A 25,975-nucleotide genomic window follows, 5' to 3' on the forward strand; every position below is an offset into this window, starting at 1 on the left:
CCTCAGGATCGCTGACGCACCATCGGATTGTCGAGCCCCGCCGGCGACAGCGTGAAGATCTCGCAGCCCTCGTCGGTGATGCCGATGGAATGCTCGAACTGGGCCGAAAGCGAGCGGTCGCGGGTGACCGCCGTCCAGCCGTCCGCCAGCACCTTCACGTGCGGACGACCGAGGTTCACCATCGGCTCGATGGTGAAGATCATGCCCGGCTTCAGCTCGACACCCTCACCCGGGCGGCCGTAGTGCAGGATGTTGGGCGTGTCGTGGAAGAGGCGCCCGACGCCGTGGCCGCAGAAGTCGCGCACCACCGAGCAGCGCTCTGCCTCGACGAAGGTCTGGATCGCGGCGCCGATGTCGCCGGTGGTGTTGCCGGGCTTTGCCGCCTCGATGCCGCGCAGGAGCGATTCGTAGGTCACGTCCACCAGTCGCTCGGCGGCGCGCTTGAGCTTGCCGACCGGATACATGCGGCTGGAATCGCCATACCAGCCATCGACGATGTAGGTGACGTCGACGTTGACGATGTCGCCTTCCTTCAGCGGCTTCTCGTTGGGGATGCCGTGACAGACCACATGGTTGATCGAGGTGCAGGTCGACTTGGTGAAGCCGCGGTAGTTCAGCGTGGCGGGAACCGCGTTCTCCTTCAGGCCGAACTCGAACACGAAGTCGTCGATTTCCTGGGTCGTGACGCCGGGTTTCACAAGATCGACCAGCGCGTCGAGGCAGCGTGCCGTGACATCGCTCGCCTTCTTCATGCCCGCGAAATCCTCGCGGTCGTAGAGGCGGATCTGTCCGGTGTTCTTCAGGGGCGCCGTGGCGGCGTCGACATAGGTGACCATCACTCTTCCGTCGGTGTTCGTCGTCTGGCCCGGCGACCACGGCCTGATGACCGGGGCGGGCTTGGGATGCGGGCGGCGTCCCCCGTCGGACCATCCGTGCTCCGGCCTGCGGTTCCGGGCGGGCGGGCGCGAATGGAGGAGGACGCGGGCGCCGCGCGTTTCGAGATATAGCCTTAATTGGCGCGCACCGCGCACGCAATCGCATTCGCACCGACGCGCGCGTGTGGAGGGGAAGCGGTGCAATTCCGGGTGGGCGGTCCGCCGGACTTGCGCGCGCGTCGCGCTCCGGCTAATGGCAGGGGGCGCATGAAGCCAGCGGACGTGGTGGAATCGGTAGACACAAGGGACTTAAAATCCCTCGGCCTTGCGCCATGCGGGTTCGAGTCCCGCCGTCCGTACCAGCCTGCTTGCCGGGCGATCCGCGTTTGTTGCGGCCGTCCCACCCCTTGTCCTCGTTCCGTTCGAGGGAAAATCAACGTTCCAGGCGGATCAGGCGGTCGTTCGAGGCGCCATCGCGACGGGGAGAGCGATTTGTGGTGATGGCGTAGACATCCCCGTCGATCACCAGCACATCGCGAATGCGCTCGCCCAGGGAGACCGTTTCCAGGATCGCCCCGTCCTGCGGGGCGATGACAAGAACGCCCTTCGCCCGAAGCCCCGCGAGCAGCAGGTTGCCGCCATCGAAGGCGAGCCCCGAGGGAGCCCATGTATCGCGGCCGGAATGAACCAGCGGCGCCCGCATGCCGTTCCCGGTCTCGTCGCCCTGTATCAGTGGCCAGCCGTAATTGCCGCCACGCTCGATGCGGTTGACCTCGTCCAGTGCCGACTGTCCGTGTTCGGCAGCAAAGAGCTGGCCCGTGTCATCCCAGGCAAGGCCCTGCGGATTGCGATGTCCCAGGGACCAGACCGGAGACCCGGGAAAGGGATTGTCGTCGGGAATCGCGCCGTCGGCCGTCACCCGGAGGATCTTGCCCGCGAGACTGTCCAGGTCCTGCGGCCGGTCCCGTCTTTCGGTCCAGCCCGTCGTGACATAGAGCATCCCGTCGGGACCGAAGGCGACACGGCCGCCATTGTAGAGCGGGTGACCCGGAATGCCGTCGAGGAGAACCCGTGTCTCGCGCCAGCCCTGCCCGGTGCGTTCGGCCTCGATCACGCGGTTCAGCCGGGCGTCGGGCGTGCCGTAGTGCTGATAGAGCACGACGCGACCGCTTTCGGCGAAATCGGGCCGCAGCGCAAGGCCGAGAAGCCCGCCACCGCGATCGTCGAGGACCGGCACGCTTGTCTCGACGGGCATCCGGGTCAGCTTGCCGTCCTCGTAGATGCCGAGCGTGCCGGCCTTTTCCGTAAGGTAGATGGCCCCGTCGCGGGCCTCGATGTCCCAGGGGTAGTCGAGACCGGAAAGCAGGGTCTCGACCGGCTGCGCGAAGGATCGGGACGGGGGCAGCACCGCCAGTGCCGCCACAAGCGCGACGAACATGTATCTCACGAAAGACTCCTGTTCACGGGTATGGCGCGGAGGCGGCCCGCCGGAACAGGCCGCCAGCCGGTTCACTGTGCGTAGTCTTCGTCCGAAACCGGGTCGCCCCAGGTCACCGCGGTGCCGTCAATCGCCTCCTGGACGGCGAGGTGCGTCACGGACTGCCCGTCGGTCGCGCCGTGCCAGTGGTCGAGATCGGCGGGGAACCAGACCACATCGCCGGCGTTCATGACCTTCTTCTCTTCGCCGCGAACCTGGTACCAGCCTGTTCCGGAGGTCACGACAAGCCATTGCCCGACCGGATGCGTGTGCCAGTGTGAACGCGCGCCGGGCATGAAGGTGACCGAGCCGGCGTTGACGTTGGCCATCCGGGCGTCGAACACGGGCTGGACATATACCGTGCCGGTGAAGAAGTCGGAGCTGCCGATGACACCGCTCCGCTGTGCGGCTCCGGTGATCTCCGCTGTCTGTGCAAGCGCCACCGGGGCTGCAAGTGCTGCAAGTGTCATGGCGAGGGTCGATGCGAGAATGAGCTTCATTTGAGGTCGTCTCCTGGTGCTCGAGAGGCGGCCGTCGCGGACCGGGGCCGGATTTCCGGCCCAATGCCCCTTCAAGATAGGAAGCGTCCTTTCGGCGATAATGATCGCGAGACGGGATACGCTCATGAGGAGGTCTCATGAAAAGCGAGAGGCCGCTTCACGTCCGGTGATGTGATTGATGAGCGATGCTCATGAGCGCTTGTGTGTGTCGGGGGATAATCTTTTACGTTGCCATGCCTAGATTGTGCAGAGAGCGAACCGGATCCGAAGCGGGGTCGTGACGGCACGTTTTGCATCGTCCAGCCCGGCGCCGGTCCGCATCACCGACCGGCAACCGGCGAGAGAAACCAGCATGACGAAGATCCGGGTAATCGTTGGCGATGAAACGCTGAGCGCGACGCTGGATGATACCGCTGTCGCGCGTGACTTCGCGTCCCTTCTGCCGCTCGAACTGACGTTGAGCGACTATCATGCGACCGAGAAGGTGGCCGACCTGCCGCGTCCGCTCGACATCTCGGGCGCGCCGGCAAGCTACACCCCCCGGGCCGGCGATATCACGCATTTCGCGCCCTGGGGCAATCTCGCGATCTTCCACAAGCCGTTTCAGAGCGCGCGAGGCCTTGTCAGGCTGGGCGCGTTCGACGGGTCCATCGAGGCGCTGATGCAGGATCGCGCCTTTCCGGTTCGCATCGAACTGGCGGGTAAGGACGCCCGCTGAACGGCGTGCGGGTCGCAACCGGTCCGCAACACATCAAGGAGAAGAACACCATGAGCAACAACATCACCGGCAAGACCGTCATCATCACCGGTGCCTCGTCCGGCATCGGAGAGGCCAGCGCCAAGCTGCTCGCCGCGAAGGGCGCCAATGTCGTCCTCGGCGCGCGCCGCGCGGAGAAACTCAAACAGATCGCGGAGGAGATCGAGACGGCCGGCGGCAAGGCGGCCTGGCAGGAACTCGACGTGACCAGCCCGGACGAGAACGAGGCGATCGTCAAGCTCGCCAAGGACCGTTTCGGCGGCGTCGACGCGATCTTCCTCAACGCCGGACTGATGCCGAGCTCCCCGGTGTCCGCGCTGAAGACCGATGAGTGGAACCGGATGGTCGACGTCAACATCAAGGGAGTGCTCAACGGCGTCGCCGCCGTCATGCCGACCTTCCTCGACCAGAAGTCCGGCCACATCCTTGCGGTCTCGTCGGTGGCGGGCCTCAAGAACTATCCGGGGGCCTCGGTCTACGGCGGCACCAAGTGGTTCGTGCGCAACTTCATGGAGGTTCTGCGCATGGAGGCGGCCACCGAGGGCACCAACATCCGCACCGCGACGCTCTATCCGGCGGCGATCAACACCGAGCTGCTCGACACGATCACCGACAAGCGCACGGCCGAGGGGATGCAGGGGCTCTACGACACCTACGGGATCGCGCCCGAGCGGGTCGCCGAAGTCGTGGCTTTCGCGCTCGACCTGCCCGCCGACACGACCGTCAACGAGTTCACGGTGGGGCCGGCCAACCAGCCCTGGTAACAGGACCCTGAAAAAGGGCGGCCGCGCGAATGCACAGCATTCGCGCGGCCGCCCTTTTCGTATCGGTCCCGGTCATTCCAGGCCCCGCGCCCGGCCCTTCTGTGAGGGGAGGAGCGGGGCCTGTCCTGTCGCGGTCCGTTACTTCACCAGATCACAGGTCGAATCCTCGATCGGCATGAAGGCCTCCTTGCCGGGGATCGTGCGCACGACCTTCATCAGGTCCCAGTCGCCGTTCGATTCCTCGGGAGACTTCGCCTGGACCAGATAGGCGTCCAGAATCATGCGCCCGTCCTCGCGGATGACGCCGTTCTTGGCGAAGAAGTCATTGACCGGATTGGCCTTCATCCAGTCGGTGACAGCCTTGGCGTCCTCCGACCCGACCGCCTCGACGGCTTTCAGGTAGTGCATGGTCGCCGAATAGGCGCCGGCCTGGACCATGGACGGACGCTGGTTGACCTTCTCGTAGAAGCGGTCGGCGAAGGCCCGGCTCTCGTCATCGCGGTCCCAGTAGTAGCTGACCGTGAACGTCAGGCCCTTGGCGGTCTGCAGGCCGAGCGCCTTGACGTCGTTGATGAAGACGAGCATTCCCGCCAACTGCTGGCCGCCCGCCACGAGACCGAACTCGCCCGCCTGCTTCATCGAATTGACGAAGTCGGAACCGGCGTTGGCCAGGCCCACGACCTTCGCGCCCGATGCCTGGGCCTGCAGCAGGTAGGAGGAGAAGTCGGTCGTGTTCAACGGCGCCCGGACACCGCCCAGGACCTTGCCGCCGGCGGACTCCACGAACTTGGTCGTGTTGGCCTCGAGCGAGTGGCCGAAGGCGTAGTCCGCGGTGATGAAGTACCAGGTGTCTCCGCCTTCGTTCACGATCGCGGAGCCGGTGCCGGCGGGAAGCATCCAGGTGTCGTAGACATAGTGGATGCCGGTCGGCGAACAGTGGTCGTTGGTGAGCATCGTGGACGCGGACCCCGCGCCGATGGCGACGAAATCCTTCGACTTGCTGAGGTCGAACAGACCGATGGCCGACGCGCTGTCGGCGCTTTCGATGATCATGTCGACGCCCTCTTCGTCAAGCCAGCGGTTGGCGGTCGCCAGGCTGACGTCGACCTTGTGCTGGTAGTCGGCGGACTTCACGACGATCGGCTTGTCGCCCACCTTGCCGCCGAAGTCCGCGACCGCCATCTCCACCGCTGCGACGACACCGGGGCCGCCGTGGGCGGAGTACAGGCCGGACATGTCGACGAGTACGCCAAGGGTCACCTGTCCGTCTTCGGCACCCTGCCGTTCGGCAAGCGCCGGCGATGCCATCAGGGCGGCTGTCGCAACGGCAGTCATAAGCATTGTCTTACGCATGATTTGTTTCCTCCCAAGGAATGGATGCAGGGATATTTCCGCAACTTTCGTGCCAGCGCGTTCCGCGATGGCCTTTTTCTTGCGACTTTCTTGCCGGGGATCAGCGGCCGCGGGCCAGGGCCCAGAGCGAGGCGAGGCCGCGGGCGATGCCGCCGCGCAGCAGCAGCACGCACAGGACGAAGATCGCCCCCTGGATCATCATCACCCAGGACCCGAAGCCGGCGAGATAGTTCTGCATGGTGACGATCGCGGTGGCCCCGATGATCGGACCGATCAGCGTGCCGGCTCCCCCCAGCAGCGTCATCAGCACGACCTCGCCCGACATCATCCAGTGCACGTCCGACAGCGCGACGAGCTGGAACACGAGCGCCTTCATGGCGCCCGCCAGTCCGCTCAGCATCGCGGAGAGGACGAAGGCCTGGAGCTTCACCATGTTGACGTCGTAGCCCAGGGAGGCGGCGCGCAGCTCATTGTCGCGAACCGCCTTCAGGGCCTGTCCGAACGGGGAATTCACGATCCGCACGATCAGCATCACGACAAGCACGAAGACTGTCGCGAGGAAGTAGTACATCGTGTCCATGTCGTTCAGGTCGATGAGGCCGAAGAGGTGCCCGCGCGGGATCCCCTGCAGGCCGTCCTCGCCGCCGGTGAACGGCGCGCGCAGGGCGAGAAAGTAGACCATCTGCGCGAAGGCCAGCGTGACCATGGCCAGATAGATGCCCTGCCGGCGGATCGCGAACACGCCGAACAGCGCGCCGAGCAGCATGCCGACGACCGCGCCCGTCAGCAGCATAAGCTCGGGCGGGAACCCCCAGACCTTGGCCGCGTGGCCCGCGACATAGGCGCCGCCGCCGAAGAAGGCCGCGTGGCCGAACGAGAGCAGCCCGCCGAAACCGAAGATCAGGTTGTAGGCGGAGGCGAAGAGGGCGAAGCACATCGCCTTCATCAGGAAGCCCGGATAGAAAAACCACGGGCCGGTGATCAGGAGCAGCAGCCCCAGGCCCGCGAGCACGATGCCTCCCGCCTTGCGGGATGCGGTCGGGGCCTGGGAATTTGCGGTGGCGGCAAGGTCGCTCATGCGGTCCTCCCGAACAGGCCGTTCGGCTTCACCAGGAGCACGATGGCCATGACGACAAAGATGACGATGTTGGAGGCCTCGGGGTAGATGACCTTGGTCATGCCCTCGATGAGGCCGAGCAGGAAGCCGGACAGCACGGCGCCCATGATCGAGCCCATGCCGCCGATGACCACCACGGCGAAGACCACGATGATCAGGTTGGCGCCCATGTGCGGGCTGACCTGGTAGATCGGCGCCGCCATGACCCCGGCGAGCCCCGCCAGACCGGCGCCGAACGCGAAGGTCAGCGTGACCATGAGCGGCACGTTGATGCCGAAGGCCTGCACGAGTTGCGGGTTCTCCGTCGCGGCGCGCAGGTAGGACCCGAAGCGGGTCTTCTCGATGACGAACCAGGTGGTGAGGCAGACAATGATCGAGGCGAGCAGCACCCAGCCGCGATAGACCGGAAGCAGCATGAAGCCGAGATTGAGCCCGCCCCGGAATTCGGCCGGCGAGGGATAGGGCTGGCCGGAGATGCCGTAGCCCTGGCGGAAGGCGCCCTCGATCAGCAGTGCCAGGCCGAAGGTCAGAAGCAGGCCGTAGGCGTGATCCAGCTTGTAGACATGGCGGATCATGAAGCGCTCGAGCAACGCGCCGAAGCAGGCCACGATCAGGGGCGCCAGCACCAGCGCGCCCCAGTAGCCGATCCCCAGGTAGTGCAGGAGCATCCAGCTTACGAACGCCCCGGTCATGAAGATCGCGCCATGGGCGAAGTTGACGACGTTCAGCAGGCCGAAGATGACGGCGAGGCCGAGGCTCAGCAGGGCGTAGAAGGCCCCGTTGATCAGTCCGAGCGTCACCTGGCCGAACAGGACCACCGAGGGAATGCCGAAGATTGTGAACATGTCTCAGACCCCCAGTCTGGATTGGATGCGGGCGTGGATGTCGGGGGTTCGAAGCTCGGCTTCGGTGGCATGGTCGACGACCACGCCTTCCTCGACGACGTAGTGACGATCGGCAACCAGGCGCGCGAAGGGGAAGTTCTGCTCGACGAGGATCATCGTGAGACCGCGCTGCTTGAGGATCGACAGCGTCCTGGCGATCTGCTCGATGATGACCGGCGCGAGACCTTCCGTGACCTCGTCGAGAAGCAGGAAGTCCGCGCCGGTGCGCAGGATTCTCGCCATGGCGAGCATCTGCTGCTCACCTCCCGAGAGTTTCGTTCCGTAGCTCGACGCCCGTTCCTTCAGGTTCGGAAACAGGGTGTAGATCTCGTCGACCGACATGCCGCCGGGCCGGGTGACGGGGGGCAGGAGCAGGTTCTCGGTCACGGTCAGCCCGGCGAAGATCCCGCGCTCCTCGGGCACGTAGCCAAGGCCCAGCCGGGCGATCCGGTGCGGCGCGAGAGTGGAGATTTCCTGCCCGTCGAAGGAAATGCGTCCCTTGCGGGTGACGAGCCCCATGATTGCCCGCAGCGTCGTGGTCTTGCCGGCGCCGTTGCGTCCGAGAAGGGTCACCAGTTCGCCGCGGCGAACATTGATGTCGATGCCATGCAGGACGTGGCTGTCGCGATAGAACGCGTTGAGACCCTCGACGGTCAGCCGCGACTCCCATGTCGGTTCCGCTGACTGGAGGCGACCTTGCTGGACGGTCATTGGGCAACTCCTCCGATATAGGCCTCGAGCACCTTCGGGTTGTCCGAGACCTCGGCGTATGAGCCCTCGGCGAGCACCTGCCCGCGCGCGAGCACCGTGATGTGGTCGGACAGATGCGCGACGACAGGCAGGTTGTGCTCGACCATCAGGATGGTCCGATCCCGGGCGATGCGGCGGATGAGGTCGGCGACGCGGTCGATATCCTCGTGCCCCATGCCCGCGAGCGGTTCGTCGAGGAGCAGCATCTCGGGATCGAGCGCGAGCGTCGTGGCCAGTTCGAGGGCACGCCGGCGTCCGTAGGGAAGGCTTGACGCCTCCTTGTTCCGCCACTCGGAAAGGCCGACGCGCTCGATCAGTTCGTCGGCGCGTTCCGTCAGCGGCGACAGGGAGGAGAGCGGCAACCAGAAGCGCGCCGACAGGCCGGATTTTCGCTGGAGGGCGATGCGCACGTTCTCGAAGACCGTCAGCGAGGAGAAGACGGAAGAGATCTGGAACGAGCGGACCATGCCCAGGCGGGCGAGTTCCGCCATCGTCGTGCGCGTCACGTCCCTGCCGTTGAACAGCACCTTCCCGGATGTGGGCTGGTGCAGCTTGGTCAGCAGGTTGAACACGGTGGTCTTGCCGGCACCGTTGGGGCCGATCAGCGCATGAATGGTGTTCCGCTGCACCTTCAGATCCAGATCCTGAACGGCGTAGAAACCGCCGAAAGACTTGGAAAGCCCGTGTGCCTCGATGATCCAGTCATCGGCGGGTGCATTGCCGGTGGCGGGCTCCGAAGCGGGCCGCGTGGCGTTCATGGGGCGACTCCCCGACGGCTGCCGGTCGGGCCGGAGTGTCGCGTCAGGCGGTTGGCATCCATGAGTTCCTCCTCATGCCGTTTCTGTCCTGCCTCTCTCCGGATCAGGGGGCAGGTCCTCCATGGCAGGCAAAACGCATGAATCGTGCCGCGCCCGCGCATGGCGCGTTTTTTTGTTCCCGGGCAGATGCGGCATGAGGGGAGGAGGATGTCGGGGCAGGTGTCCTTCATGGTGACAGGACGCCCGATGCATGGCCGGGTGCATACTCGGCAGCCTTGTCATTGTTGCGGACATCATGTCCTCCCCGCAGACACAATGCCCCCGGGAAGAGTGCCCCCTCGGAAAAATGCTCCCTGAGGAAAGGCTGGATGTGACCCCCGCACGAAAAAGGGGCGGCCCCGCGTGCCGCCCCCCTTTGCCGTCTGTCGTGTACCGCCCGTGTCGGGGCGTCTCCCGCCGCGTTTCGCGCCGGCGTCAGGCTTTCTCGATGGCGCAGGCGATGCCCTGTCCGACGCCGATGCACATGGTGGCAAGCGCGCGCGAGGCGCCGCGCGAGGCGATCTCCAGCGCCGCCGTGCCCACGATGCGCGCGCCCGACATGCCCAGCGGATGACCGAGCGCGATCGCCCCGCCGTTCGGGTTCACCTGTTCGGCATCGTCCGCAAGCCCGAGCTCCCGCAGGACCGCCAGCCCCTGCGCGGCGAAGGCCTCGTTCAGCTCCACCACGTCGAAGTCGCCGATGGTCAGCCCCAGCCGCGCCATCAGCCTGCGCGTCGCCGGCACCGGGCCGATGCCCATCACGCGCGGCGGAACACCCGCCGCCGCGCCACCCGTGATCCGGGCGATCGGCGTCAGGCCATGGGCCTTCACCGCCTCGGCGGAGGCGATCAGCAGCGCCGCCGCGCCATCGTTGACACCGGAGGCGTTGCCGGCCGTCACCGAGCCGCCCTGGCGGAAGGGCGTCGGCAGCTTTGCAAGCTTCCCGGCCGTGGTGCCGGCGCGCGGATGCTCGTCCCGCTCGACGATCACGGGCTCGCCCTTGCGCTGGGGGATCGTCACCGGGACGATCTCGCGCGCCAGCCGGCCGTTTTCCTGCGCGGCGACGGCCTTTTCCTGCGAGCGGGCGGCGAAGGCGTCCTGGTCGGCGCGCGAGACCTTGTAGTCCTCGGCGACGTTTTCCGCCGTCTCGGGCATGGAATCGATGCCGTATTGCGCCTTCATCACCGGGTTGACGAAGCGCCAGCCGATCGTGGTGTCGTGGATCTCGGCCGCGCGGGAAAAGGCGGTCTCGGCCTTGGGCATGACGAAGGGCGCGCGCGACATGCTCTCCACGCCGCCGGCGATCAGCAGGTCTGCCTCGCCGGCGCGGATGGCGCGCGCGGCCATGATCACCGCATCCATCCCCGACCCGCAGAGGCGGTTCACGGTCGTGCCGGAAACCTCCAGCGGAAGCCCGGCGAGCAGGGCGGCCATGCGCGCGACGTTGCGGTTGTCCTCGCCCGCCTGGTTGGCGCAGCCGTAGATCACGTCATCCACGCGGCTCCAGTCGACGCCGCCGTTGCGCGCCACAAGCGCCCGCATCGGAACGGCGCCGAGATCGTCCGCCCGAACGCCCGAAAGCGCGCCGCCAAAGCGGCCGATCGGCGTGCGGACATAGTCACAGATGAAGGCTTCGCGCATGGGATCTCCTTCGCCGGAGCGGCGGTCCAGGGTGAGGGGGAACTGAAAGAATGGGACCCGCGTCTCCGACCGGAGGCGCGGGTCCCTGGAAGGGGTCAGGACAATGTATCGTTTGACGCGCCGAGGCCGGGAGCAAGGTCCCCGGCCCGGTCGTCGCGCAGGCAGGGGGCGATAACCGAGGGGAGGGCGGGAACCGTTCGCCCGCCCATCCTGAGACCGCGACCGAAAACGCCGCGCGCGTTCCAGTGCGGATCGGCCAGCGCTTCCTCGAGCGAGCGGACCAGCGAGCAGCAGATGTCCACCCCCTCGAATGCCGCAAGCCATTCGTCCGCGGTCTTTTCCGCAATCAGGCGCGCGACCGCGCCGGTCGTCGCCGCGACATCCTTGCTGTCGTCGCAAAGCTCTGCGGGAAGGCCGATAATGCGGGTGAAATTGGCCCAGAACTTGTCCTCGAGCGGGGCGGCGGCGATGAAGCGGTCGTCACGGGTGCGATAGATGTTGTAGCGCGGCGTGCCACCCGTCACGGTCTCTCCGCCCGCGCGCGGCCAGTGGCCGAGCGCATTCGCGTTGCCGAGTGCCCAGTAGAGGAACGGGAACAGGTTTTCGCCCATCGCGACGTCGATCCAGCAGCCTTCCCCGGTCTTGTCGCGCTGGCGCAGCGCCAGCAGGATGTTGACCATGGCGGGATAGGCGCCACCGGCGATGTCCGCTGCGAGGATGGGCGGCAGGACGGGGGCTCCGTCGGAGCCAAGGGTTAGGCCCAGAATGCCGGTTTCGGCCATGTAGTTGAGGTCGTGGCCCGCCTCGGAGGCCTTCGGTCCGGAAGCGCCCCAGCCGCTGATGGAACAGTAGATGATGTCGGGATTCAGCGCCTGCACATCCTCGTAGCCCAGGCCCAGTCGTGTCATGACGCCGGGCCTGAACTGTTCGATCACCACGTCGGCGCGCTCCAGAAGGGGGCGCAGCCTGTCCCTGGCGGCGGGATCCTTGAGATTGAGCTCGATGCTTTGCTTGCCACGGTTCAGCATGGCGAAATTGATGCCTTCGCCCTGCACGCTCGGCTCGTAGCCGCGCATGTCGTCGCCCGTGCCGGGCCGCTCCACCTTGATGACCTCGGCGCCGGCCTCGGCGAGCATCAAAGTTGCCATCGGCCCCGGCAGCAACGTGCTGAAGTCGAGTATCAGAAGGTCCTTGAGCGGGGCCATGTCATCTCCTGTAGAGGGTGCCGTTGCGTCGGCGTTCAATCCGTCGACGGGATATCCGGCAGGCCGCAATTCCCGTGCCAGTGCGATATCACAGAAAGGCGAGGCGGCGTCGGCGTTCGGTCGAGGGGGGGATGCGCAACTGGCCGCGATACTTGGCGACGGTGCGGCGGGCGACGGAGGTTCCCTCCCGCCGCAAGCGGGAGACGATATCATCGTCCGACAGGACGCCGGCGGCGGTTTCGCCTTTCACCATCTCCCGGATCCTCTCGCGGATGACGCTCGCGGCGACGCTCTCGCTGCCGGCCGCGCTCAATCCGTCGGAAAAGAAGAACTTCAGCGGAAACTGTCCGCGCGAGCAGAGAAGATAGCGGTTGGCGATCGCGCGGCTGACGGTGGATTCGTGTATCTCGGCCGCCCGGGCTATGTCCTTTTGCGACAGCGGCCGCAGCGCTTTCGCCCCTTCGTGGAAGAAGCCCGACTGGTGGCGGACGATGGCGGCGGCGACCGCGAGGGTGGTTCGCGCGCGCTGGTCCAGGTTGCGCACGAGCTGGCCGGCTTCCTGAAGGCAGCCGCGCAGATAGCCGCGATCCCCGGCGGTCGTCATCCGACCGCTCAACTCGGTGTAATACTCGTTGTCGATCAGCACGCGCGGCAGGAGATCGGGATTGACCTCGACCTTCAGCCCGCCCTCCGGCGTCGCGGTCACGAGGATATCCGGCGGAGCGTATTCGGTCGGCTCCGGCGCGAAGCGGTGGCCCGGTCGCGGATCCAGCTTCCTGAGGCGCCGAAGCAGCGAGGGGATCTCCTCCCTGTCCACGCCACACAGCCGGGCCAGGCGGCCGGGATTGCCGCTTCCGACCAGTTCGAGATTGTCCAGCAGCGCCCGTACGGGTGCCTCGACGGGCCCCTGTTCGAGAAGCTGCAGGTGCAGGCACTCCCGCAGGCTCCGGGCTCCGACGCCGGTCGGCTCCAGCTTCTGGACCTCCCGCAGGGCCAGCGTCAGTTCGTCTTCGCCGGCGCCCAGCATGTCGCCGATCACGTCGAGACCTGTCCGCAGATATCCGGCATCATCGAGAGATTCCACGAGATACGCGGCAAGAAAACGCGTCCGCTGCTCCATCCGTGCAAGCGACAACTGCCGGAGAAGATCCTGGCGCAGGCTTTGCGGCTCCGCTGTCAGTGCCTCGATGAGGCCGGACCCGTCCCGCGAGGACCCCGCCCGCGCGCCGCGCGGGGCGGACAGGGAGCGGGCCGCACGTGCACGCGGAGGCGTGACGCGCAGCAGCGGATTTCTCGCCGACTGATCCTGCAGGAAGGCATCGAGCTCGTCGAGACCGTACTCGAGGATCTCGACCGCCTGGATGGTCTGGCGGGTGACCAGAAGCGATTGATGCGCTTCCGGCGCCAGTCTCATGGCGACGTTCATGCGGTTTCCTCCCGGTAGTCTGACCCCGCGGTCCGGCGCGGGGCTGTTTTTGCCGCTCCATTTCAAGTTCCGTGCCAGAGCGACATGCCGGCGTCGGGCCGGCGGATGCCGCGGGGTCCGGGCCCCGGACGTACGGTTTCGGTGTCCGGGCCCTTGACGTTGTGTCCGCTGTGAGGACAGTGTTGCGTCCGATACGGGAGGATCCGATGAACAAGACGCCGAAGAGCGGTGACACGCATGGCATTCTCGGCATTGCCATGGTCGGGGACGACAACCAGTTGATCTTGCATAATGGTGCTGCCTCCGAGCCCAGAATCCGGGCGATGCTGACCGATGCGGAATGGCTGGAGGCGGCCACCGAGCGGCGTATCGTCGTGATCAGCCTGACGGATGCAAGTTACGTCGCGGTGGTCGCTCCTTACGAGCAGGGGCGCCTTGTTGTCCTTTTTGGAGACACTAGCCCGACAGCGCTGCAATTCCTCCTCGGCGTCGACTTCGCCTATGACATCATCGAGCACCTCCTGAACGATCCCTATGATGCGATGGCGGTGATCGACGCGAACGCGCGTCTCGCCTTTGTCTCTCCCATTCACGAGAAGTTCTTCGGCCTGCAGGCCGGTGAGGGCGTCGGCGAGCGCGTGCGCGACATCATCGAGAACACGCGGTTGCCTCACGTCATTCGTACGGGGGTCGCCGAGGTCGGGCAGATCCAGCGGATGAACGGACGCGAGCGCGTGGTGTCCCGCCATCCGATCCGTCGCGGCGACAAGGTCGTCGGCGCGATCGGGCGGGTCATGTTCAAGGGGCCGCAGCAGGTGGAGGCGCTGGCCAAGCGCATCAACGCGCTCGAGCAGGAAATCGAGACGTACCGGGCGGAGGCGAAGGAAACGGCCAGGGCCGAGAGCTTTCTGGAAGCCATCGTCGGGCAGGGGGCGGCGGTGCGGAAGCTGCGCGACCAGATCCGCAAGATCGCGCCCCTGGACATTCCCGTTCTCATCCAGGGCGAGAGCGGCACCGGCAAGGAACTCGTGGCGCAGGCCCTGCACATGATGAGCCCGCGCCGGGAAGAGCGTCTGGTCACGGTGAACGCGGCCGCGCTTCCCGCCCAACTGGTGGAAAGCGAGCTGTTCGGATACGAGGCCGGGTCCTTTACCGGCGCCGACCGCAAGGGACGCGCCGGCAAGTTCGAGCAGGCGGACAAGGGGACGATCTTCCTCGACGAGATCGGCGACATGCCGCTGGAGGTGCAGTCCAAGCTGCTGCGGGTGCTGCAGGACCGGATGGTGGAGCGCGTCGGCGGCGAGAAGCCGCGCCAGATCGACTTTCGCCTGTGTTCGGCCACCAACCGGGATCTCGAGCAGTTCGTCGAGCAGGGCAAGTTCCGGCTCGATCTCTTCTACCGCATCAGCCCGGTCGTCATTCATGTCCCGCCGCTGGCTGACCGCGTCGAGGACATTCCGTTGCTGGTCAACCATTTCCTGAAGGATCTCGCGGAGCGCTATGGCCGCGATGTCCCCGAGGTGGACAGTGATGTCTTCGACTATCTCATGAGCCGCGAATGGCCCGGAAACGTGCGGGAATTGCGTCATCTGACCGAGCGCGCCTTTGTCTTCTACGAGGACGATCGGCTGCAGCTTTCCAATTTCCGCACCGAAAAGGGCGGCGAGCCGGTGCGCGCGGAACCGCCGCCGGCGGGCGTCGGCGAAGACGGCCAGACCCTGCGCGATGCGCTTGAGCGGTACGAGCGGGAACTCGTGGCCGAGGCGATGGTGCGCTTTCGCGGCAACAAGAAGCGGGTGGCGGAGCATCTGGGGATCTCGCGCAGCTACCTCTACAAGAAGTTCCTCGAGTAGGGTGTGGCCGGCCCCTGTCTCTGGCACGGTAATTGCGGACCTTTTCCTGACCGAACAGGGAGAGGTTCTATGTTGAGTGAGACGGCCGGGCCGGGTCCGCACGAGAACGACGCGCCTTGGCGCAGGCTGCCGGTGCTGGAAGCCGGGCGCGGGTTCGATTTCCTAGAGGGTTGCAAGGTTCTCGACCTGACAACTTCGGTTGCCGGCCCGTATGCCACGATGCTTCTTGCCGATTTCGGCGCGGAGATCATCAAGGTCGAACGGCCGACCGGTGACGATGCCCGCCATTGGGGCCCGCCCTTTCTGGAGGGAGAGGCGCTCTGGTTCACGGCTGTGAACCGCAACAAGAAAAGCCTGGTGCTCGACATGCGCACCGAGGAGGGGCGTTGCAGCTTCGAGCAGTTGCTCGACGAGGCGGATATCGTCGTCAGCAATCAGCCGCCGGACGTCCAGGTCAAGCTCGGGCTCGACCACGCGACCCTGTCCGCGCGCAAGCCCGACCTGATCCATGTGTCCATCACCGGGTTCGGCCTGGACGGGGAGCGTTCGGCGCTGACCTCCTACGATCTGATCGCGGAAGGCTACTCCGGCATCATGGACATCACCGGCGCGGCCGAGAACCCGCCCCAGAAGATCGGGGCGCCGGCGGCGGACATGCTTGCCGGGCAGGATGCGGCCATGGCGGCGATGGCCGCCTACCTCGGGCGTCTGAAGTCCGGACGGGGCGCCAAGATCGACATCAGCCTGCTGGAAAGCATGACACGGTTCCTCAGTTGCCGGATCGCCAGCTATCTCGGCTCGGGCGAGGTGCCGGTCCGCTCCGGCGGGACCGACAGCGTCATCGCGATCTACCAGAGCTTCGAAACGGCGGACAAGCCGATCAACCTCGGCCTCGGGTCGGATGCGATCTGGCGGCGGTTCTGGGACGCGCTGGGGGATCCGGGCTTCGCCGAGCGGCCCGAATTTTCCGGCAACAGCAGGCGGCGCGAGAACCGGGCGGTCATCGTCGAGAAGATCCAGTCGATCCTGCTGACCCGGGGGCGCGCCGAATGGCTGGCCCTGTTCGCCCGGGTCAGGGTTCCGGCCGGGCCGATCAACAGCGTCGAGGATGTCGCCCATGACCCCGCGCTTCAGGAGCGGGGCCTTTTCTTCACCCTGCGCGACGGGGAGCGCTGTGTTCCGCAGATCGGGCTCGGCATTCGCATCGACGAGCAGATCGCGGTTCCACGCGCCGCTCCGCCGCGGCTTGGAGAACACACCCAGGACATTCTCAAGAAACTGCGTCCCCGTTGAACGGAAGGACCTCGAAAGGGAAGGAAACACCAATGTCTTTCACAGAGATTCTCTATGAAGAGGACGGCCCGATCGGCACGATCACGCTGAACCGTCCCGACAATGGCAACATGTTCACCCAGGTCATGTGTCACGAGATCCGTGACTGCATCGAGGCGATCCGGCGCGAGACGCGCACGCGCGTCATCGTGCTGACGGGGGCAGGCGAAAAGTTCTTCTGCATCGGTGGAGAGAAAACCGGCATGGAGGACACGCGCCTCTATGCGGGAACGTTGCCGACGCTGGAGATGTACGAAGCGATCGACCGTTTGCAGAAGCCGGTGATCGCCTCGGTCAACGGCTTCGCCGTGGGCGGGGGCAACGTGCTCCAGATGGTCTGCGACGTGACCATCGCCAAGGAAAGCGCGGTCTTTCGCCAGGTCGGCCCGATGATGGGGTCGTTCGATGCCGGCTACGGCACCTGGTACCTGGAGGATCTCGTCGGCAAGAAGCGCGCCAAGGAAATCTGGTACGCGAACCCCAAGATCAGCGCCGCCGAAGCGAAGGACATGGGCCTCATCAACCGCATCGCTCCCGATGGCGAACTGCGGGAGAAGACCCGCGAGTTCGCGCTGGAGATCGCTGAGCGGGGCGCCTTCGCGCTGGCCTCGATCAAGGGCGCCTTCAACGCCCGTCATGGTGGTGTCGGTGGTCTTTCGCGGGTCACCCACGACCTGCTGCTCAGCCAGTATCTCGTTTCCGACGAGCACCATGAACTGAGCGAGGCCTTCAAGGAACGGCGCAAGCCGGACCCGTCGCGGTTCGGACAGTAGGAGGCTGCCATGCGACCGTTCCTGACCCTTCACGATCCGGCGACCGCCCGTGGCTACTACGAAAGCGGCGCCTGGCAGAACGACACGTTCTACGATCTGCTGGTCAAGCACGCCAACCACATGCCGTCGGCGCCCGCCATTCGCGACAGCCGACTTCGGCTGGACTGGCGCAGCCTGCTGGCCCGCGTCGACGCCCTCGCCGACAGCTTCGCGGATCGCGGCATCGGCGCCGGCGACCGGATCTCGATCTGGATGTCCAACCGGGTCGAGGTGATCGTTGCGTTTCTCGCCTGCTCGCGGCTCGGCGTGGCCTGCAACCCCTCGCTTCACCGAAGCTACACCTGCGGCGAGATCGTCGACCTGCTCAACGAACTCAAGCCGGCCATCGTGATCACCGAGGACGGCTGGGGCGCGGATCGCGACCGGCACGACTTCGAGGCGATGGTGACGGCGCTTCCCTTCGTGCGGAAGCTCTATACGCCTGCTGACTTTCCGCTTCACATCACCGGCAGTGCCGGCGGTGTGCACCAGAACCCCGACAGCGTTGCCTATCTCGCGTTCACGTCCGGGACGACGGGCAAGCCCAAATGCGTGATGCACTCGTCCAACACGCTCCTGTCCAACGCCCGGGACCTTGTGCGCGACTGGCAAATTTCCAGCCGCGACGTGATCCTGACGCTGAGCCCGCTGTCGCACCACATCGCGTGGGTCGCGGCGGGGCAGTGGCTGGTCAGCGGGGCCGAACTGGTTGTCGACGATCCGGAACCCGGACAGAGCCGGCTCGACTGGGTCGTCGCGACGGGGGCGACCTATGTTCTGGGCGTTCCCACCCACGCCATGGATATCCTTGCCGAGCAGAAGGGCCGGGGCATGGCCAAGATGGGGCGGGTGCGCGTGTTCTACATGGCGGGCGCGCCGATCCCGGAAGTGCTCGCGCGGTCCTTCGTCGAACAGGGCATCACGCCGCAGAACATCTACGGGATGACGGAAAACTCCTCGCACCAGTATACCCATCCGGACGATCCGCTGGATGTCTCGGTGGCGACGTGCGGCCGGGGCGGCCGGTGCTACGACGTGAAGATCTGGGACCCGGAAGACCTTGACCGGGAACTGCCGGTCGGAGAGCCCGGCGAGATCGGCGGGCGGGGCGCCCTGCTCATGCTCGGCTACTACGGCAACCAGGAAGCCACCTCGAAGTCCTTCAACCGGCACGGATACATGATGTCGGGTGATCTGGGCGCCCTCGACGAGCACGGCAACCTGAAGATCCTCGGGCGTTCCAAGGACCTGATCATCCGTGGCGGCCACAACATCTTCCCCTCCCGGATCGAAGCCTTGAGCCTCACCCATCCGGGCCTGAGCAAGGCGGCCGCCTTTCCCGTGCCGGACGAGCGGCTGGGCGAGAAGGTGTGCCTCGCGGTCATCGGCAGCGTGGAGGGCGAGGAGATCCTCGACCACCTGGCGAAAGAAGGGCTGTCCAAGTTCGACATGCCGGAATGGTTCATCGCGATGGAGGAGCTTCCGCTGACACCCAGCGGCAAGATCCTCAAGCGCGAACTGACCGAAATGGTGAAGCGCGGCGATATCTCACCGCGTCCGGTGCGCTATGCCGCAAGCAAAGTGAAGGCCTGAACATGTCCGTCAGACTGGAGCGGATGGAGGAGTTCGCGCTCCTCACGCTGAACCGTCCCGAAGCGCTCAACGCACTGTCCTTCGCCATTCTCGCGGAAATCGGCGAGGCACTGGACGAGGCTGCGCGAATGGAGGGAATCCGGGCGCTTTTCATCACCGGTTCCGGTGACAAGGCGTTCTGCGCCGGCGCCGACATCAAGGAACTGCGCAACCGGTCGCTGGTCGACCAGCGGCGCGGCGCCGAGTTCGGCCAGGCGGTCTTCGCCAGGCTCGACCGGCTGCCGGTTCCCTCGGTGGCGCTGGTCAACGGCTACGCCTTCGGAGGCGGGCTCGAACTTGCGCTCGCGGCGACGTTCCGCCTTTGCAGCGCCAATGCGGTCTTCGGGCTGCCGGAGGTCAAGCTCGGGCTCATCCCCGGTTATGGCGGAACGCAGCGCCTGCCGCGCGTGATCGGCGAGGCACGGGCCCTCGACATGATCCTGACCGGCCGTTCGGTGAAGGCCGAGGAGGCGGAGCGGATCGGCCTGGTCCATCGGCTGGTGGGCGAGGGGGACCTGCGGGAGGCCGGGCTCGAGTTCGCCCGCCGCTTCAGCGGCTACAGCCTTCCGGTTCTCGAATTTGCCCGCCGCGCCATCCAGCGCGGAAGCGACCTGAACCTGCATGAAGGGCTCCAGATCGAGGCGGAGCTCTCGACGCTGGCCTACCGCACCCGCGATGCCGAAGAGGGCATGGCGGCGTTCGAGGAAAAACGCAAACCGGAGTTCACCGATGGCTGAGGGACAGATCGTCGTCACCGGAGGATCCAAGGGCATCGGCCTCGCCATCGCCAGGGATCTCGTGTCGCGAGGCAGGGACGTCGTCTGCCTGTCGCGCTCCGGAACCGGAGAGTTCGGCCGCCATGTGGCCTGCGACATGACCGACGAGGCGGCCGTGCGCGAGGTCATGGCGGGCATTGCCGCCGAGGGGCCCGTCGCGGCGCTGGTGAACAACGCGGGGGTTCACATCACCGCGCCTGCGGCGTCGTTCTCCGTCGAGGACTTCGAGCGCACCATGGCGCTCAACGCCACCGCCGTCATGGTCGCGGCGCGTGAGATCTTTCCGCACCTGCAGGAGCGGGGCGGAACCGTCGTCAACATCGGCTCGCTGTTCGACAAGATCGGCGCGCCGGGGAACCTCGCCTACTGCGCCTCCAAGGCCGCGGTGGCCGCGATGACTCGGGTCATGGCGGTGGAATGGGCGCGGTACGGCATCAGCGTTCTCAATGTCGCGCCCGGATACATCGAGACGGACCTGAACCGCGACTATCTCGCCCGGGAGAAGGTCCAGGCCTGGATGAAGACACGCATCCCGGCCGGCGGGCCGGGCCGCCCGGACGACGTCGCGCGTCTGGTCGGATCCCTCATCAGCGAAGCGACTCCCTTCCTGACGGGGGAGACCATCTACATCGACGGCGGCCAGGGGATGAACCACTGATGAAACTGCTGGAACAGCTTGCCCGTACGCGCGGGTGGAACGAGGAAGAACGCCTGATCCTCGATCAGGTGCAGCGGGTTGCCGACGAGGTGATCGCGCCCAACGCGGAACATGTCGATCGCACCAGCGAGTTTCCCTGGGAAAACGTTCGTGCGCTCAACGAACTGGGTCTCAATGCGGTCTTCGTGCCCGAGGAATACGGCGGGATGCCCATGTCCTACCGCCTCTACCTCGAGATCGTTTCGGTCATCTCCGAGGCCTGCGCGTCCACGGGCATCATCTGGGCGACGAACTTTCACGGCATGAAGCCGCTGATCCAGTACGGCAACGACGAGCAGCGCGCCCGCCTGCTGCCGCGCATCGCCGAGGGTGGTCTCGGCGCCCTTGCGATCACGGAGTCCACGGCCGGGTCGGATGCCACCGGAATGCGCACGACCTTCACGCCCGACGGTGACGACATCCTCGTGAAGGGATCCAAGATCTTCATCTCCAACGGCGATGTCGCGGACCTCTATCTGCTGTTTGGAAAGTGGTCCGAAATCGAGGACCCGAAGAAGTCCATCTCGGTGCTGATCCTGGAGAAGGGAACGCCGGGCTTCGAGGTGGTCTCCAAGGAACACAAGATGGGCCACAACGGCTCGTCCACCTGTGCGCTGTCCTTCGACAACTGCCGGGTGCCGCGCGCCAACCTGCTCGGCGCGCCGGGCGACGGTCTTGCGATCCTGCTCGCCTCGCTGAACAAGTCCCGCCCTTCCATTGCCGCCCACGCCCGCGGGATCGCCCGCGCGGCCTTCAAGGACATGGTCGCCTATGGCAACGACCGGGTGCAGGGCGGAAAGCGGGTTCTCGACTTCCAGGCGAACCAGTTCACGCTCGCCGACCTGGCGGCGGAACTCGCGATGGTGGAGCACTGGACCGACTACGTCGGCGGTCTCGTGGACCAGGGCATCGAGGACATGGGGCTCGAGGCGTCGGTCGCCAAGCTGCGTGCCTCGGACCTCGCCATGAAGATGGCGATCGAATGCGTCCAGTTTCACGGCGGCTACGGTTACTGCCAGGACTATCGCGCCGAACGGCTGATGCGCGACGCCAAGATCACGCAGATCTGGGAAGGCACCAACCAGATCCATCGTCAACTTCTCGGACGGAGCTTCGTTGCCAAATGACCAGTATCAGGAAAGTGGGCGTCTGCGGCGCCGGCGGCACCATGGGCGCGGGCATTGCGATGGTCTCCGCCCGCGCGGGCTTCGAGACGGTGTGCTTCGACCAGTCCGCACAGGGGCTCGAGCGGTCTCGCAAGGCGGCGGAAGACTTTTTCGCCAAGGCCGTCGCGAAGGGGCGCATGAGCGAGGCGGAGCGCGAGGCCGCGCTCGCGCGCATGATCGATGCGACCGACCTTTCCGCGCTTGCCGATTGCGATCTTGTGATCGAGGCGATCTTCGAGGATCTCGAAACCAAGCGGGAGCTCTTCTCCCGTCTCAACGAGGTGTGCGGCCCGCGGACGATCTTCGCGTCCAACACCTCCACCCTCTCGATCACGCAGATCGCCGGCGGGTGCGGTCGTGAGGACCGGGTCGTCGGCATGCATTTCTGCCTGCCGGCCCAGTTGATGAAGCTGATCGAGATGTCGCGCGGGCTGAACACGGACGACGAGGCCTTCGCCGCCGCCTGGGCGTGGACGGAAGCCGCGGGCCAGCTTCCCGTCGAAACCCGGGACCGGCCGGGCTTCATTCTCAATGCGCTCCTGGTGCCGTTCAACAACGACGTCCTGCGCGCGGTCGAGGCGGGTGTCGCGACGCCCGAGGACATCGATACCGCGATCTGCACGGGGCTCGGATACAAGATGGGGCCGTGCCGCCTGATCGACCTGATCGGACTGGACACCCAGGTTCGCCTCGGCGAGGCGTTCTATCCGATCACGCTCGACCCGCGCGCGTCGGTTCCGCCGATCCTGCGCCGGATGGTGGCGGCCGGACGCCTGGGCGCAAAATCCGGGCGCGGGCTGCTCAGCGGACTGTCGCGCGAAAAGGCGACCGAGGCCCCGGACTTCACGCTTGCCGGGACGAATGAAAGCCGCTCGTTTCCCGCAGGCGACGCTTTCCTGTCCGCCGCAACCGAAACGGGCGACGTCACGGTTTGCCTCGGGGGAGCCTATGCGCCGGATCCCGCCAGGCTCGCCGTGCTGGTCGAACTCGATACCGAGTGCCTCGCCCACCATACCGGAGAAGAGACCCCGGGACGCGAAGGTTCGAATGTCGTCGGTTTCGCGCGCTACCGGAACGGTGCGGACGCTCCCTCGCGTCTCGTCGAGATCGTGTGTCAGCCCGACACCAGCCCGGCGGCGGTCGAGGCCGCCCGTGCCGTGTTCGAGGTGGCCGGCCTCGAAACCGTTGTGTGCGCCGACAGGCCCGGGCGTATCGTCGATCGGCTTGTCCGTCCCAAGTACAACGCTGCGCTGCGCTTCCTCGACGACGGCCTTGCCTCTGCCGAGGACATGGACAAGACCTGCAGCCTCGGGCTCGGCTATCCCGACGGCCCGATCGAGCGGACCGTCCGTGGCGGTCTTGCCCGTCACTGGGCGGTGACGACCGCCATCCATCGCATGACCGGGCTGCCGGGCTTCATCCCGGCCCGTGCAGCCGTGATCGCCGCCGACCGGGCGAAGGCGGGTGCGTCGTGAGGGCCGCGCTCGTCACCCAGTACGGCCCCTGGCGCGACCTCCGGGTCGGCGACCTTGCCGAACCGGTTGCCGGCGATGATGAACTCCTCCTGGAAGTCGAGGCGTCCGAGGTCAACTTTCCCGACATCCTGCATGTGGAGGGTCGCTATCAGGTCAAGGTCCCGCTGCCGTTCGCCCCGGGGCTTGGAGGCGTCGGTCGCGTGCTTTCCGCAGGGAGCGCGGTCGGGGACTTCACGGTGGGCCAGCGCGTCCTGGCGCTGCCGGTTCACGGCATGCATGCGGAAAGGGTGGCGGTGAAGGCCGATCACTGCTTCGCCGTGCCCGACGATGTGCCCTCCGACATCGCGGCCGCGTTGGGCCTCGTGTACCAGACGTCCTGGTTCGGTCTTTTCGCCCGCGCCGACTTCAGGCCGGCCGACCGGGTTCTGGTTCTCGGTGCGAGCGGAGGTATCGGCATGGCCACCATCCAGCTTGCGCGCGCGCTGGGCGCGCGCCAGGTGATCGCGGCGACACGAGGAGCCGAGGGCGCGCGGGTGGCTCGTGAACTGGGAGCGGACGCCGTTGTCGACACGGCCGCCCCGGACCTCCGCGACAGTCTGCGGGCACATGTTCTGGAGTTGACCGACGGACACGGGGCGGATGTCGTGATCGATCCGGTTGGCGGTCCGGTCGCCGAAGCCGCCTTGCGGGCCATGGCCTGGGAAGGGCGCTACGTGGTCATCGGCTTTGCCGCCGGCGACATTCCCTCCTTCCGGGCGAACTATCTGCTGGTCAAGAACATTTCTGTTTCCGGCCTGCAGTGGACGGACTACCGCAAAAGGGACCTCGCCAGGGTTCGAGACGCGCAGGAGCGCATCTTCGGACTTTGGCGGGAGGGGCGGCTGAAGCCACGCATTTCCAGCAAGCTGCCGCTTTCGCGCATCCACGATGCCTTCGAGGCGCTGGAACAGGGAGCCGCGCGAGGAAAGATCGTCCTTGTCCCCGACAGGCTTTGGGACGGAGGCACGGCATGAGCGGGGAGCCACTGGGAACCGACGTCGTCGTCGCGGTCGTGGGGGCGGGCACGATGGGGGCCGGCATCGCGCAGGTCGCGGCGGCCGGCGGTCATGATGTTCTGCTCTACGATGCCGTTCCGGGAGCCGCCGCCGCCGGCCTGGCGCGCCTGTCCGAGGGGCTGGAACGCCGTGTCGCGCGGGGACGCATGGCCAGGGCGGACGCGAATGCGCTTGTCGGGCGCATCCGTCTGGCCGGTGAGCTGAAGGACCTTGCCCCGGCAGGCCTGGTGATCGAGGCCATCGTCGAGCGCCTCGACATCAAGCGCCAGCTCTTCGGCGACCTTGAAGAGATCCTGTCCGAAACGGCGATCCTTGCGACCAACACATCCTCGATCTCCGTCACCGCCATCGGGGCCGGCCTGCAACGCCCGGGCAATCTCGTGGGAATGCACTTCTTCAATCCGGCGCCGGTGATGAAGCTGGTGGAGGTCGTCTCGGGTCTTGCCACCGACCCCGGGGTGGCCGGCTGCATCTTCGAAACGGCGGCACGCTGGGGCAAGAAGCCCGTCCATGCGAAGTCGACCCCGGGCTTTATCGTCAACCGGGTGGCCCGGCCCTTTTATGCCGAGGCGCTTCGCGTGGTGGAGGAAGGCGCGGCTCCGCCCGCTCTGGTGGACACGCTGCTGACGGCGGGAGCCGGGTTCCCCATGGGGCCGTTCCGGCTGATGGACCTGATCGGCAACGACGTCAATTCCGCAGTTACCCGCTCGACATTCGAGGCCTATTTCGGCGATCCGCGCTACCGTCCCTCGCAGTTGCAGGGGGAGATGGTCGCCGCCGGTCGCCTGGGCCGCAAGTCCGGTCGCGGGTTCTACGACTACGACGGGGAGGAGCCGGCCACCGAGCCGTTCCAGCCGCGCCCCGTGGACGGTGTCGTGACGGTTTCCGGCGACAGCGCGCCATTGGCGGGATTGTTGTCCCGGCTTCGGGACAACGGCGTGGAACTGCGTCTCGAGCAGGGGGAGGGGGACTGCGTCCTGTCCTTCGGAAGCGCGTGCCTGACCGTCACGGACGGGCGTCCGGCCACCTTGCGCGAGGAAACGGCGGCGAGGGGGCTCGTCGTCTTCGACCTTGCCGACGACTACTCCAGCGTGACGGATATCGCGATCGCGGCGCACGACGCGGCCCCGCCGGAGGCGCTGAATGACGCGGTGGCGCTGTTCGCGGCCGCGGGGATACGGGCTCATGTGCTAGATGACACCCCTGGCCTTGTCGTGGCCCGGACCCTGGCGATGCTGGCGAGCGAGGCGGCCGAGGCCGTGCTGACGGGCGTTGCCAGCGTCGAGGGCGTGGATACCGCGATGCGCTTCGGGCTCAACTACCCCAGGGGGCCGCTCGAATGGGCAGGGCATTTCGGCGCGGGCCGGCTGCTGGCGATCCTCGATGGCATGTACGAAAGCTATGGTGATGACCGCTATCGTGCATCGGTCAAGTTGCGCAGGATCGCGAGAGGGTGACGACGCCCCTCGCCAGGCGCATCGCGCGAACGGGCGAGGGGGGCGAACGGTCCGGCATGGCGGTGCGGGCGGACACGGGGGCTTGAACGCGCCCGGTCCCATGTCGGCACATCCCGGGCGGCGATCCGTGAAGGCCGGGTCCGATCCTTTCAAATCGGGGTAGGGTTCGGGCCG

23 protein-coding genes and 1 tRNA gene are annotated in these 25,975 nt (G+C 66.4%); 13 read left to right on the top strand and 11 right to left on the bottom strand.

All coding sequences use genetic code 11. The features are described 5' to 3' along the window. Nucleotides 1–2: 2 nt before the first annotated feature. Nucleotides 3–836 (bottom strand): type I methionyl aminopeptidase, encoded by an 834-nt coding sequence (gene map / locus ACYX4S_RS04695; protein ID WP_293719925.1) that lies wholly within the window; start codon nucleotides 834–836, stop codon nucleotides 3–5. Nucleotides 837–1,151: 315 nt separating this feature from the next. On the opposite strand from map, the gene ACYX4S_RS04700 reads away from it, so the two are divergent. Further along, nucleotides 1,152–1,237 (top strand) — tRNA-Leu (locus tag ACYX4S_RS04700). Between the two features lie 71 nt (nucleotides 1,238–1,308). Here the strand turns inward: ACYX4S_RS04700 and ACYX4S_RS04705 are convergent. Continuing rightward, nucleotides 1,309–2,313, bottom strand: a complete 1,005-nt coding sequence (locus ACYX4S_RS04705; RefSeq protein ID WP_476362818.1) for a PQQ-dependent sugar dehydrogenase — start codon at nucleotides 2,311–2,313, stop codon at nucleotides 1,309–1,311. Between the two features lie 71 nt (nucleotides 2,314–2,384). Next, nucleotides 2,385–2,852 carry a (R)-mandelonitrile lyase gene (locus ACYX4S_RS04710; protein ID WP_476362076.1) on the bottom strand — a complete coding sequence of 156 codons (468 nt, stop codon included), beginning with the start codon at nucleotides 2,850–2,852 and terminating at the stop codon, nucleotides 2,385–2,387. Between the two features lie 352 nt (nucleotides 2,853–3,204). On the opposite strand from ACYX4S_RS04710, the gene ACYX4S_RS04715 reads away from it, so the two are divergent. Both ACYX4S_RS04715 and ACYX4S_RS04720 read left to right on the top strand, forming a co-directional pair. Continuing rightward, a complete protein-coding gene (locus ACYX4S_RS04715) occupies nucleotides 3,205–3,570 on the top strand; it encodes a cyclophilin-like fold protein (protein ID WP_476362077.1) in 366 nt (121 codons plus the stop codon). Nucleotides 3,571–3,620: 50 nt separating this feature from the next. Beyond that, nucleotides 3,621–4,373: an SDR family oxidoreductase gene (locus tag ACYX4S_RS04720; protein ID WP_293719928.1), complete on the top strand. Its 753-nt coding sequence runs from the start codon at nucleotides 3,621–3,623 to the stop codon at nucleotides 4,371–4,373. A 138-nt stretch (nucleotides 4,374–4,511) separates the two neighbouring features. Here the strand turns inward: ACYX4S_RS04720 and ACYX4S_RS04725 are convergent, their stop codons facing one another. From ACYX4S_RS04725 to rpoN, 8 genes are all read right to left on the bottom strand, one after another. Beyond that, the gene (locus ACYX4S_RS04725; protein ID WP_476362819.1) at nucleotides 4,512–5,714 is read right to left on the bottom strand and encodes an ABC transporter substrate-binding protein; all 1,203 of its coding nucleotides are present in this window, start codon (nucleotides 5,712–5,714) and stop codon (nucleotides 4,512–4,514) included. Nucleotides 5,715–5,826: 112 nt separating this feature from the next. Then, nucleotides 5,827–6,804, bottom strand: a complete 978-nt coding sequence (locus ACYX4S_RS04730; RefSeq protein WP_476362078.1) for a branched-chain amino acid ABC transporter permease — start codon at nucleotides 6,802–6,804, stop codon at nucleotides 5,827–5,829. Next, the gene (locus ACYX4S_RS04735) at nucleotides 6,801–7,688 is read right to left on the bottom strand and encodes a branched-chain amino acid ABC transporter permease (protein ID WP_476362079.1); all 888 of its coding nucleotides are present in this window, start codon (nucleotides 7,686–7,688) and stop codon (nucleotides 6,801–6,803) included. Before ACYX4S_RS04735 ends, ACYX4S_RS04730 begins: the two co-directional genes overlap by 4 nt. Nucleotides 7,689–7,691: 3 nt before the next feature. Then, nucleotides 7,692–8,438: an ABC transporter ATP-binding protein gene (locus ACYX4S_RS04740; RefSeq protein ID WP_293719932.1), complete on the bottom strand. Its 747-nt coding sequence runs from the start codon at nucleotides 8,436–8,438 to the stop codon at nucleotides 7,692–7,694. Beyond that, nucleotides 8,435–9,235 carry an ABC transporter ATP-binding protein gene (locus tag ACYX4S_RS04745; RefSeq protein ID WP_293719933.1) on the bottom strand — a complete coding sequence of 267 codons (801 nt, stop codon included), beginning with the start codon at nucleotides 9,233–9,235 and terminating at the stop codon, nucleotides 8,435–8,437. The genes ACYX4S_RS04740 and ACYX4S_RS04745 overlap by 4 nt, the downstream gene beginning before the upstream one ends. 474 nt (nucleotides 9,236–9,709) lie before the next feature. Further along, the gene (gene pcaF, locus ACYX4S_RS04750) at nucleotides 9,710–10,915 is read right to left on the bottom strand and encodes a 3-oxoadipyl-CoA thiolase (protein ID WP_293719935.1); all 1,206 of its coding nucleotides are present in this window, start codon (nucleotides 10,913–10,915) and stop codon (nucleotides 9,710–9,712) included. Between the two features lie 95 nt (nucleotides 10,916–11,010). Beyond that, a complete protein-coding gene (locus ACYX4S_RS04755; RefSeq protein WP_476362080.1) occupies nucleotides 11,011–12,120 on the bottom strand; it encodes a CaiB/BaiF CoA transferase family protein in 1,110 nt (369 codons plus the stop codon). Between the two features lie 88 nt (nucleotides 12,121–12,208). Further along, complete coding sequence (rpoN, locus tag ACYX4S_RS04760; RefSeq protein WP_476362081.1) at nucleotides 12,209–13,546, bottom strand: RNA polymerase factor sigma-54; 1,338 nt, start codon at nucleotides 13,544–13,546, stop codon at nucleotides 12,209–12,211. Nucleotides 13,547–13,752: 206 nt separating this feature from the next. Between rpoN and ACYX4S_RS04765 the strand changes: the two genes are divergently transcribed. From ACYX4S_RS04765 to ACYX4S_RS04810, 10 genes are all read left to right on the top strand, one after another. Next, on the top strand, nucleotides 13,753–15,399 hold the full coding sequence (locus tag ACYX4S_RS04765; RefSeq protein WP_476362082.1) for a sigma-54 interaction domain-containing protein: 1,647 nt from the start codon (nucleotides 13,753–13,755) through the stop codon (nucleotides 15,397–15,399). A 69-nt stretch (nucleotides 15,400–15,468) separates the two neighbouring features. Next, entirely contained in the window at nucleotides 15,469–16,692 is a 1,224-nt protein-coding gene (locus ACYX4S_RS04770) for a CaiB/BaiF CoA transferase family protein (protein ID WP_476362083.1), read from the top strand. Nucleotides 16,693–16,724: 32 nt separating this feature from the next. Continuing rightward, nucleotides 16,725–17,504 (top strand): enoyl-CoA hydratase-related protein, encoded by a 780-nt coding sequence (locus ACYX4S_RS04775; protein ID WP_293724526.1) that lies wholly within the window; start codon nucleotides 16,725–16,727, stop codon nucleotides 17,502–17,504. A gap of 9 nt (nucleotides 17,505–17,513) precedes the next feature. Beyond that, nucleotides 17,514–19,136 carry a class I adenylate-forming enzyme family protein gene (locus ACYX4S_RS04780; RefSeq protein ID WP_476362084.1) on the top strand — a complete coding sequence of 541 codons (1,623 nt, stop codon included), beginning with the start codon at nucleotides 17,514–17,516 and terminating at the stop codon, nucleotides 19,134–19,136. A 2-nt stretch (nucleotides 19,137–19,138) separates the two neighbouring features. Continuing rightward, nucleotides 19,139–19,912, top strand: a complete 774-nt coding sequence (locus ACYX4S_RS04785; protein ID WP_476362085.1) for an enoyl-CoA hydratase/isomerase family protein — start codon at nucleotides 19,139–19,141, stop codon at nucleotides 19,910–19,912. Beyond that, nucleotides 19,905–20,609 (top strand): SDR family NAD(P)-dependent oxidoreductase, encoded by a 705-nt coding sequence (locus tag ACYX4S_RS04790; protein ID WP_476362086.1) that lies wholly within the window; start codon nucleotides 19,905–19,907, stop codon nucleotides 20,607–20,609. Before ACYX4S_RS04785 ends, ACYX4S_RS04790 begins: the two co-directional genes overlap by 8 nt. Continuing rightward, nucleotides 20,609–21,775: an acyl-CoA dehydrogenase family protein gene (locus ACYX4S_RS04795; protein WP_476362087.1), complete on the top strand. Its 1,167-nt coding sequence runs from the start codon at nucleotides 20,609–20,611 to the stop codon at nucleotides 21,773–21,775. The genes ACYX4S_RS04790 and ACYX4S_RS04795 overlap by 1 nt, the downstream gene beginning before the upstream one ends. Continuing rightward, the gene (locus ACYX4S_RS04800; RefSeq protein ID WP_476362088.1) at nucleotides 21,772–23,289 is read left to right on the top strand and encodes a 3-hydroxyacyl-CoA dehydrogenase family protein; all 1,518 of its coding nucleotides are present in this window, start codon (nucleotides 21,772–21,774) and stop codon (nucleotides 23,287–23,289) included. Before ACYX4S_RS04795 ends, ACYX4S_RS04800 begins: the two co-directional genes overlap by 4 nt. After that, nucleotides 23,286–24,302 (top strand): NADPH:quinone oxidoreductase family protein, encoded by a 1,017-nt coding sequence (locus tag ACYX4S_RS04805; RefSeq protein WP_476362089.1) that lies wholly within the window; start codon nucleotides 23,286–23,288, stop codon nucleotides 24,300–24,302. Before ACYX4S_RS04800 ends, ACYX4S_RS04805 begins: the two co-directional genes overlap by 4 nt. Then, the gene (locus tag ACYX4S_RS04810; RefSeq protein WP_476362090.1) at nucleotides 24,299–25,801 is read left to right on the top strand and encodes a 3-hydroxyacyl-CoA dehydrogenase; all 1,503 of its coding nucleotides are present in this window, start codon (nucleotides 24,299–24,301) and stop codon (nucleotides 25,799–25,801) included. Before ACYX4S_RS04805 ends, ACYX4S_RS04810 begins: the two co-directional genes overlap by 4 nt. Nucleotides 25,802–25,975: the final 174 nt, after the last annotated feature.

This window comes from Stappia sp. ABD4_338 (genome assembly GCF_056312175.1).

Bases quoted from the DNA above. Each gene is read 5' to 3' on its own strand.
- map (WP_293719925.1), bottom strand. From the start codon at position 836: ATGGTCACCTATGTCGACGCCGCCACGGCGCCCCTGAAGAACACCGGA.
- ACYX4S_RS04705 (WP_476362818.1), bottom strand. From the start codon at position 2,313: ATGTTCGTCGCGCTTGTGGCGGCACTGGCGGTGCTGCCCCCGTCCCGA.
- ACYX4S_RS04710 (WP_476362076.1), bottom strand. From the start codon at position 2,852: ATGAAGCTCATTCTCGCATCGACCCTCGCCATGACACTTGCAGCACTT.
- ACYX4S_RS04715 (WP_476362077.1), top strand. From the start codon at position 3,205: ATGACGAAGATCCGGGTAATCGTTGGCGATGAAACGCTGAGCGCGACG.
- ACYX4S_RS04720 (WP_293719928.1), top strand. From the start codon at position 3,621: ATGAGCAACAACATCACCGGCAAGACCGTCATCATCACCGGTGCCTCG.
- ACYX4S_RS04725 (WP_476362819.1), bottom strand. From the start codon at position 5,714: ATGCTTATGACTGCCGTTGCGACAGCCGCCCTGATGGCATCGCCGGCG.
- ACYX4S_RS04730 (WP_476362078.1), bottom strand. From the start codon at position 6,804: ATGAGCGACCTTGCCGCCACCGCAAATTCCCAGGCCCCGACCGCATCC.
- ACYX4S_RS04735 (WP_476362079.1), bottom strand. From the start codon at position 7,688: ATGTTCACAATCTTCGGCATTCCCTCGGTGGTCCTGTTCGGCCAGGTG.
- ACYX4S_RS04740 (WP_293719932.1), bottom strand. From the start codon at position 8,438: ATGACCGTCCAGCAAGGTCGCCTCCAGTCAGCGGAACCGACATGGGAG.
- ACYX4S_RS04745 (WP_293719933.1), bottom strand. From the start codon at position 9,235: ATGAACGCCACGCGGCCCGCTTCGGAGCCCGCCACCGGCAATGCACCC.
- pcaF (WP_293719935.1), bottom strand. From the start codon at position 10,915: ATGCGCGAAGCCTTCATCTGTGACTATGTCCGCACGCCGATCGGCCGC.
- ACYX4S_RS04755 (WP_476362080.1), bottom strand. From the start codon at position 12,120: ATGGCCCCGCTCAAGGACCTTCTGATACTCGACTTCAGCACGTTGCTG.
- rpoN (WP_476362081.1), bottom strand. From the start codon at position 13,546: ATGAACGTCGCCATGAGACTGGCGCCGGAAGCGCATCAATCGCTTCTG.
- ACYX4S_RS04765 (WP_476362082.1), top strand. From the start codon at position 13,753: ATGAACAAGACGCCGAAGAGCGGTGACACGCATGGCATTCTCGGCATT.
- ACYX4S_RS04770 (WP_476362083.1), top strand. From the start codon at position 15,469: ATGTTGAGTGAGACGGCCGGGCCGGGTCCGCACGAGAACGACGCGCCT.
- ACYX4S_RS04775 (WP_293724526.1), top strand. From the start codon at position 16,725: ATGTCTTTCACAGAGATTCTCTATGAAGAGGACGGCCCGATCGGCACG.
- ACYX4S_RS04780 (WP_476362084.1), top strand. From the start codon at position 17,514: ATGCGACCGTTCCTGACCCTTCACGATCCGGCGACCGCCCGTGGCTAC.
- ACYX4S_RS04785 (WP_476362085.1), top strand. From the start codon at position 19,139: ATGTCCGTCAGACTGGAGCGGATGGAGGAGTTCGCGCTCCTCACGCTG.
- ACYX4S_RS04790 (WP_476362086.1), top strand. From the start codon at position 19,905: ATGGCTGAGGGACAGATCGTCGTCACCGGAGGATCCAAGGGCATCGGC.
- ACYX4S_RS04795 (WP_476362087.1), top strand. From the start codon at position 20,609: ATGAAACTGCTGGAACAGCTTGCCCGTACGCGCGGGTGGAACGAGGAA.
- ACYX4S_RS04800 (WP_476362088.1), top strand. From the start codon at position 21,772: ATGACCAGTATCAGGAAAGTGGGCGTCTGCGGCGCCGGCGGCACCATG.
- ACYX4S_RS04810 (WP_476362090.1), top strand. From the start codon at position 24,299: ATGAGCGGGGAGCCACTGGGAACCGACGTCGTCGTCGCGGTCGTGGGG.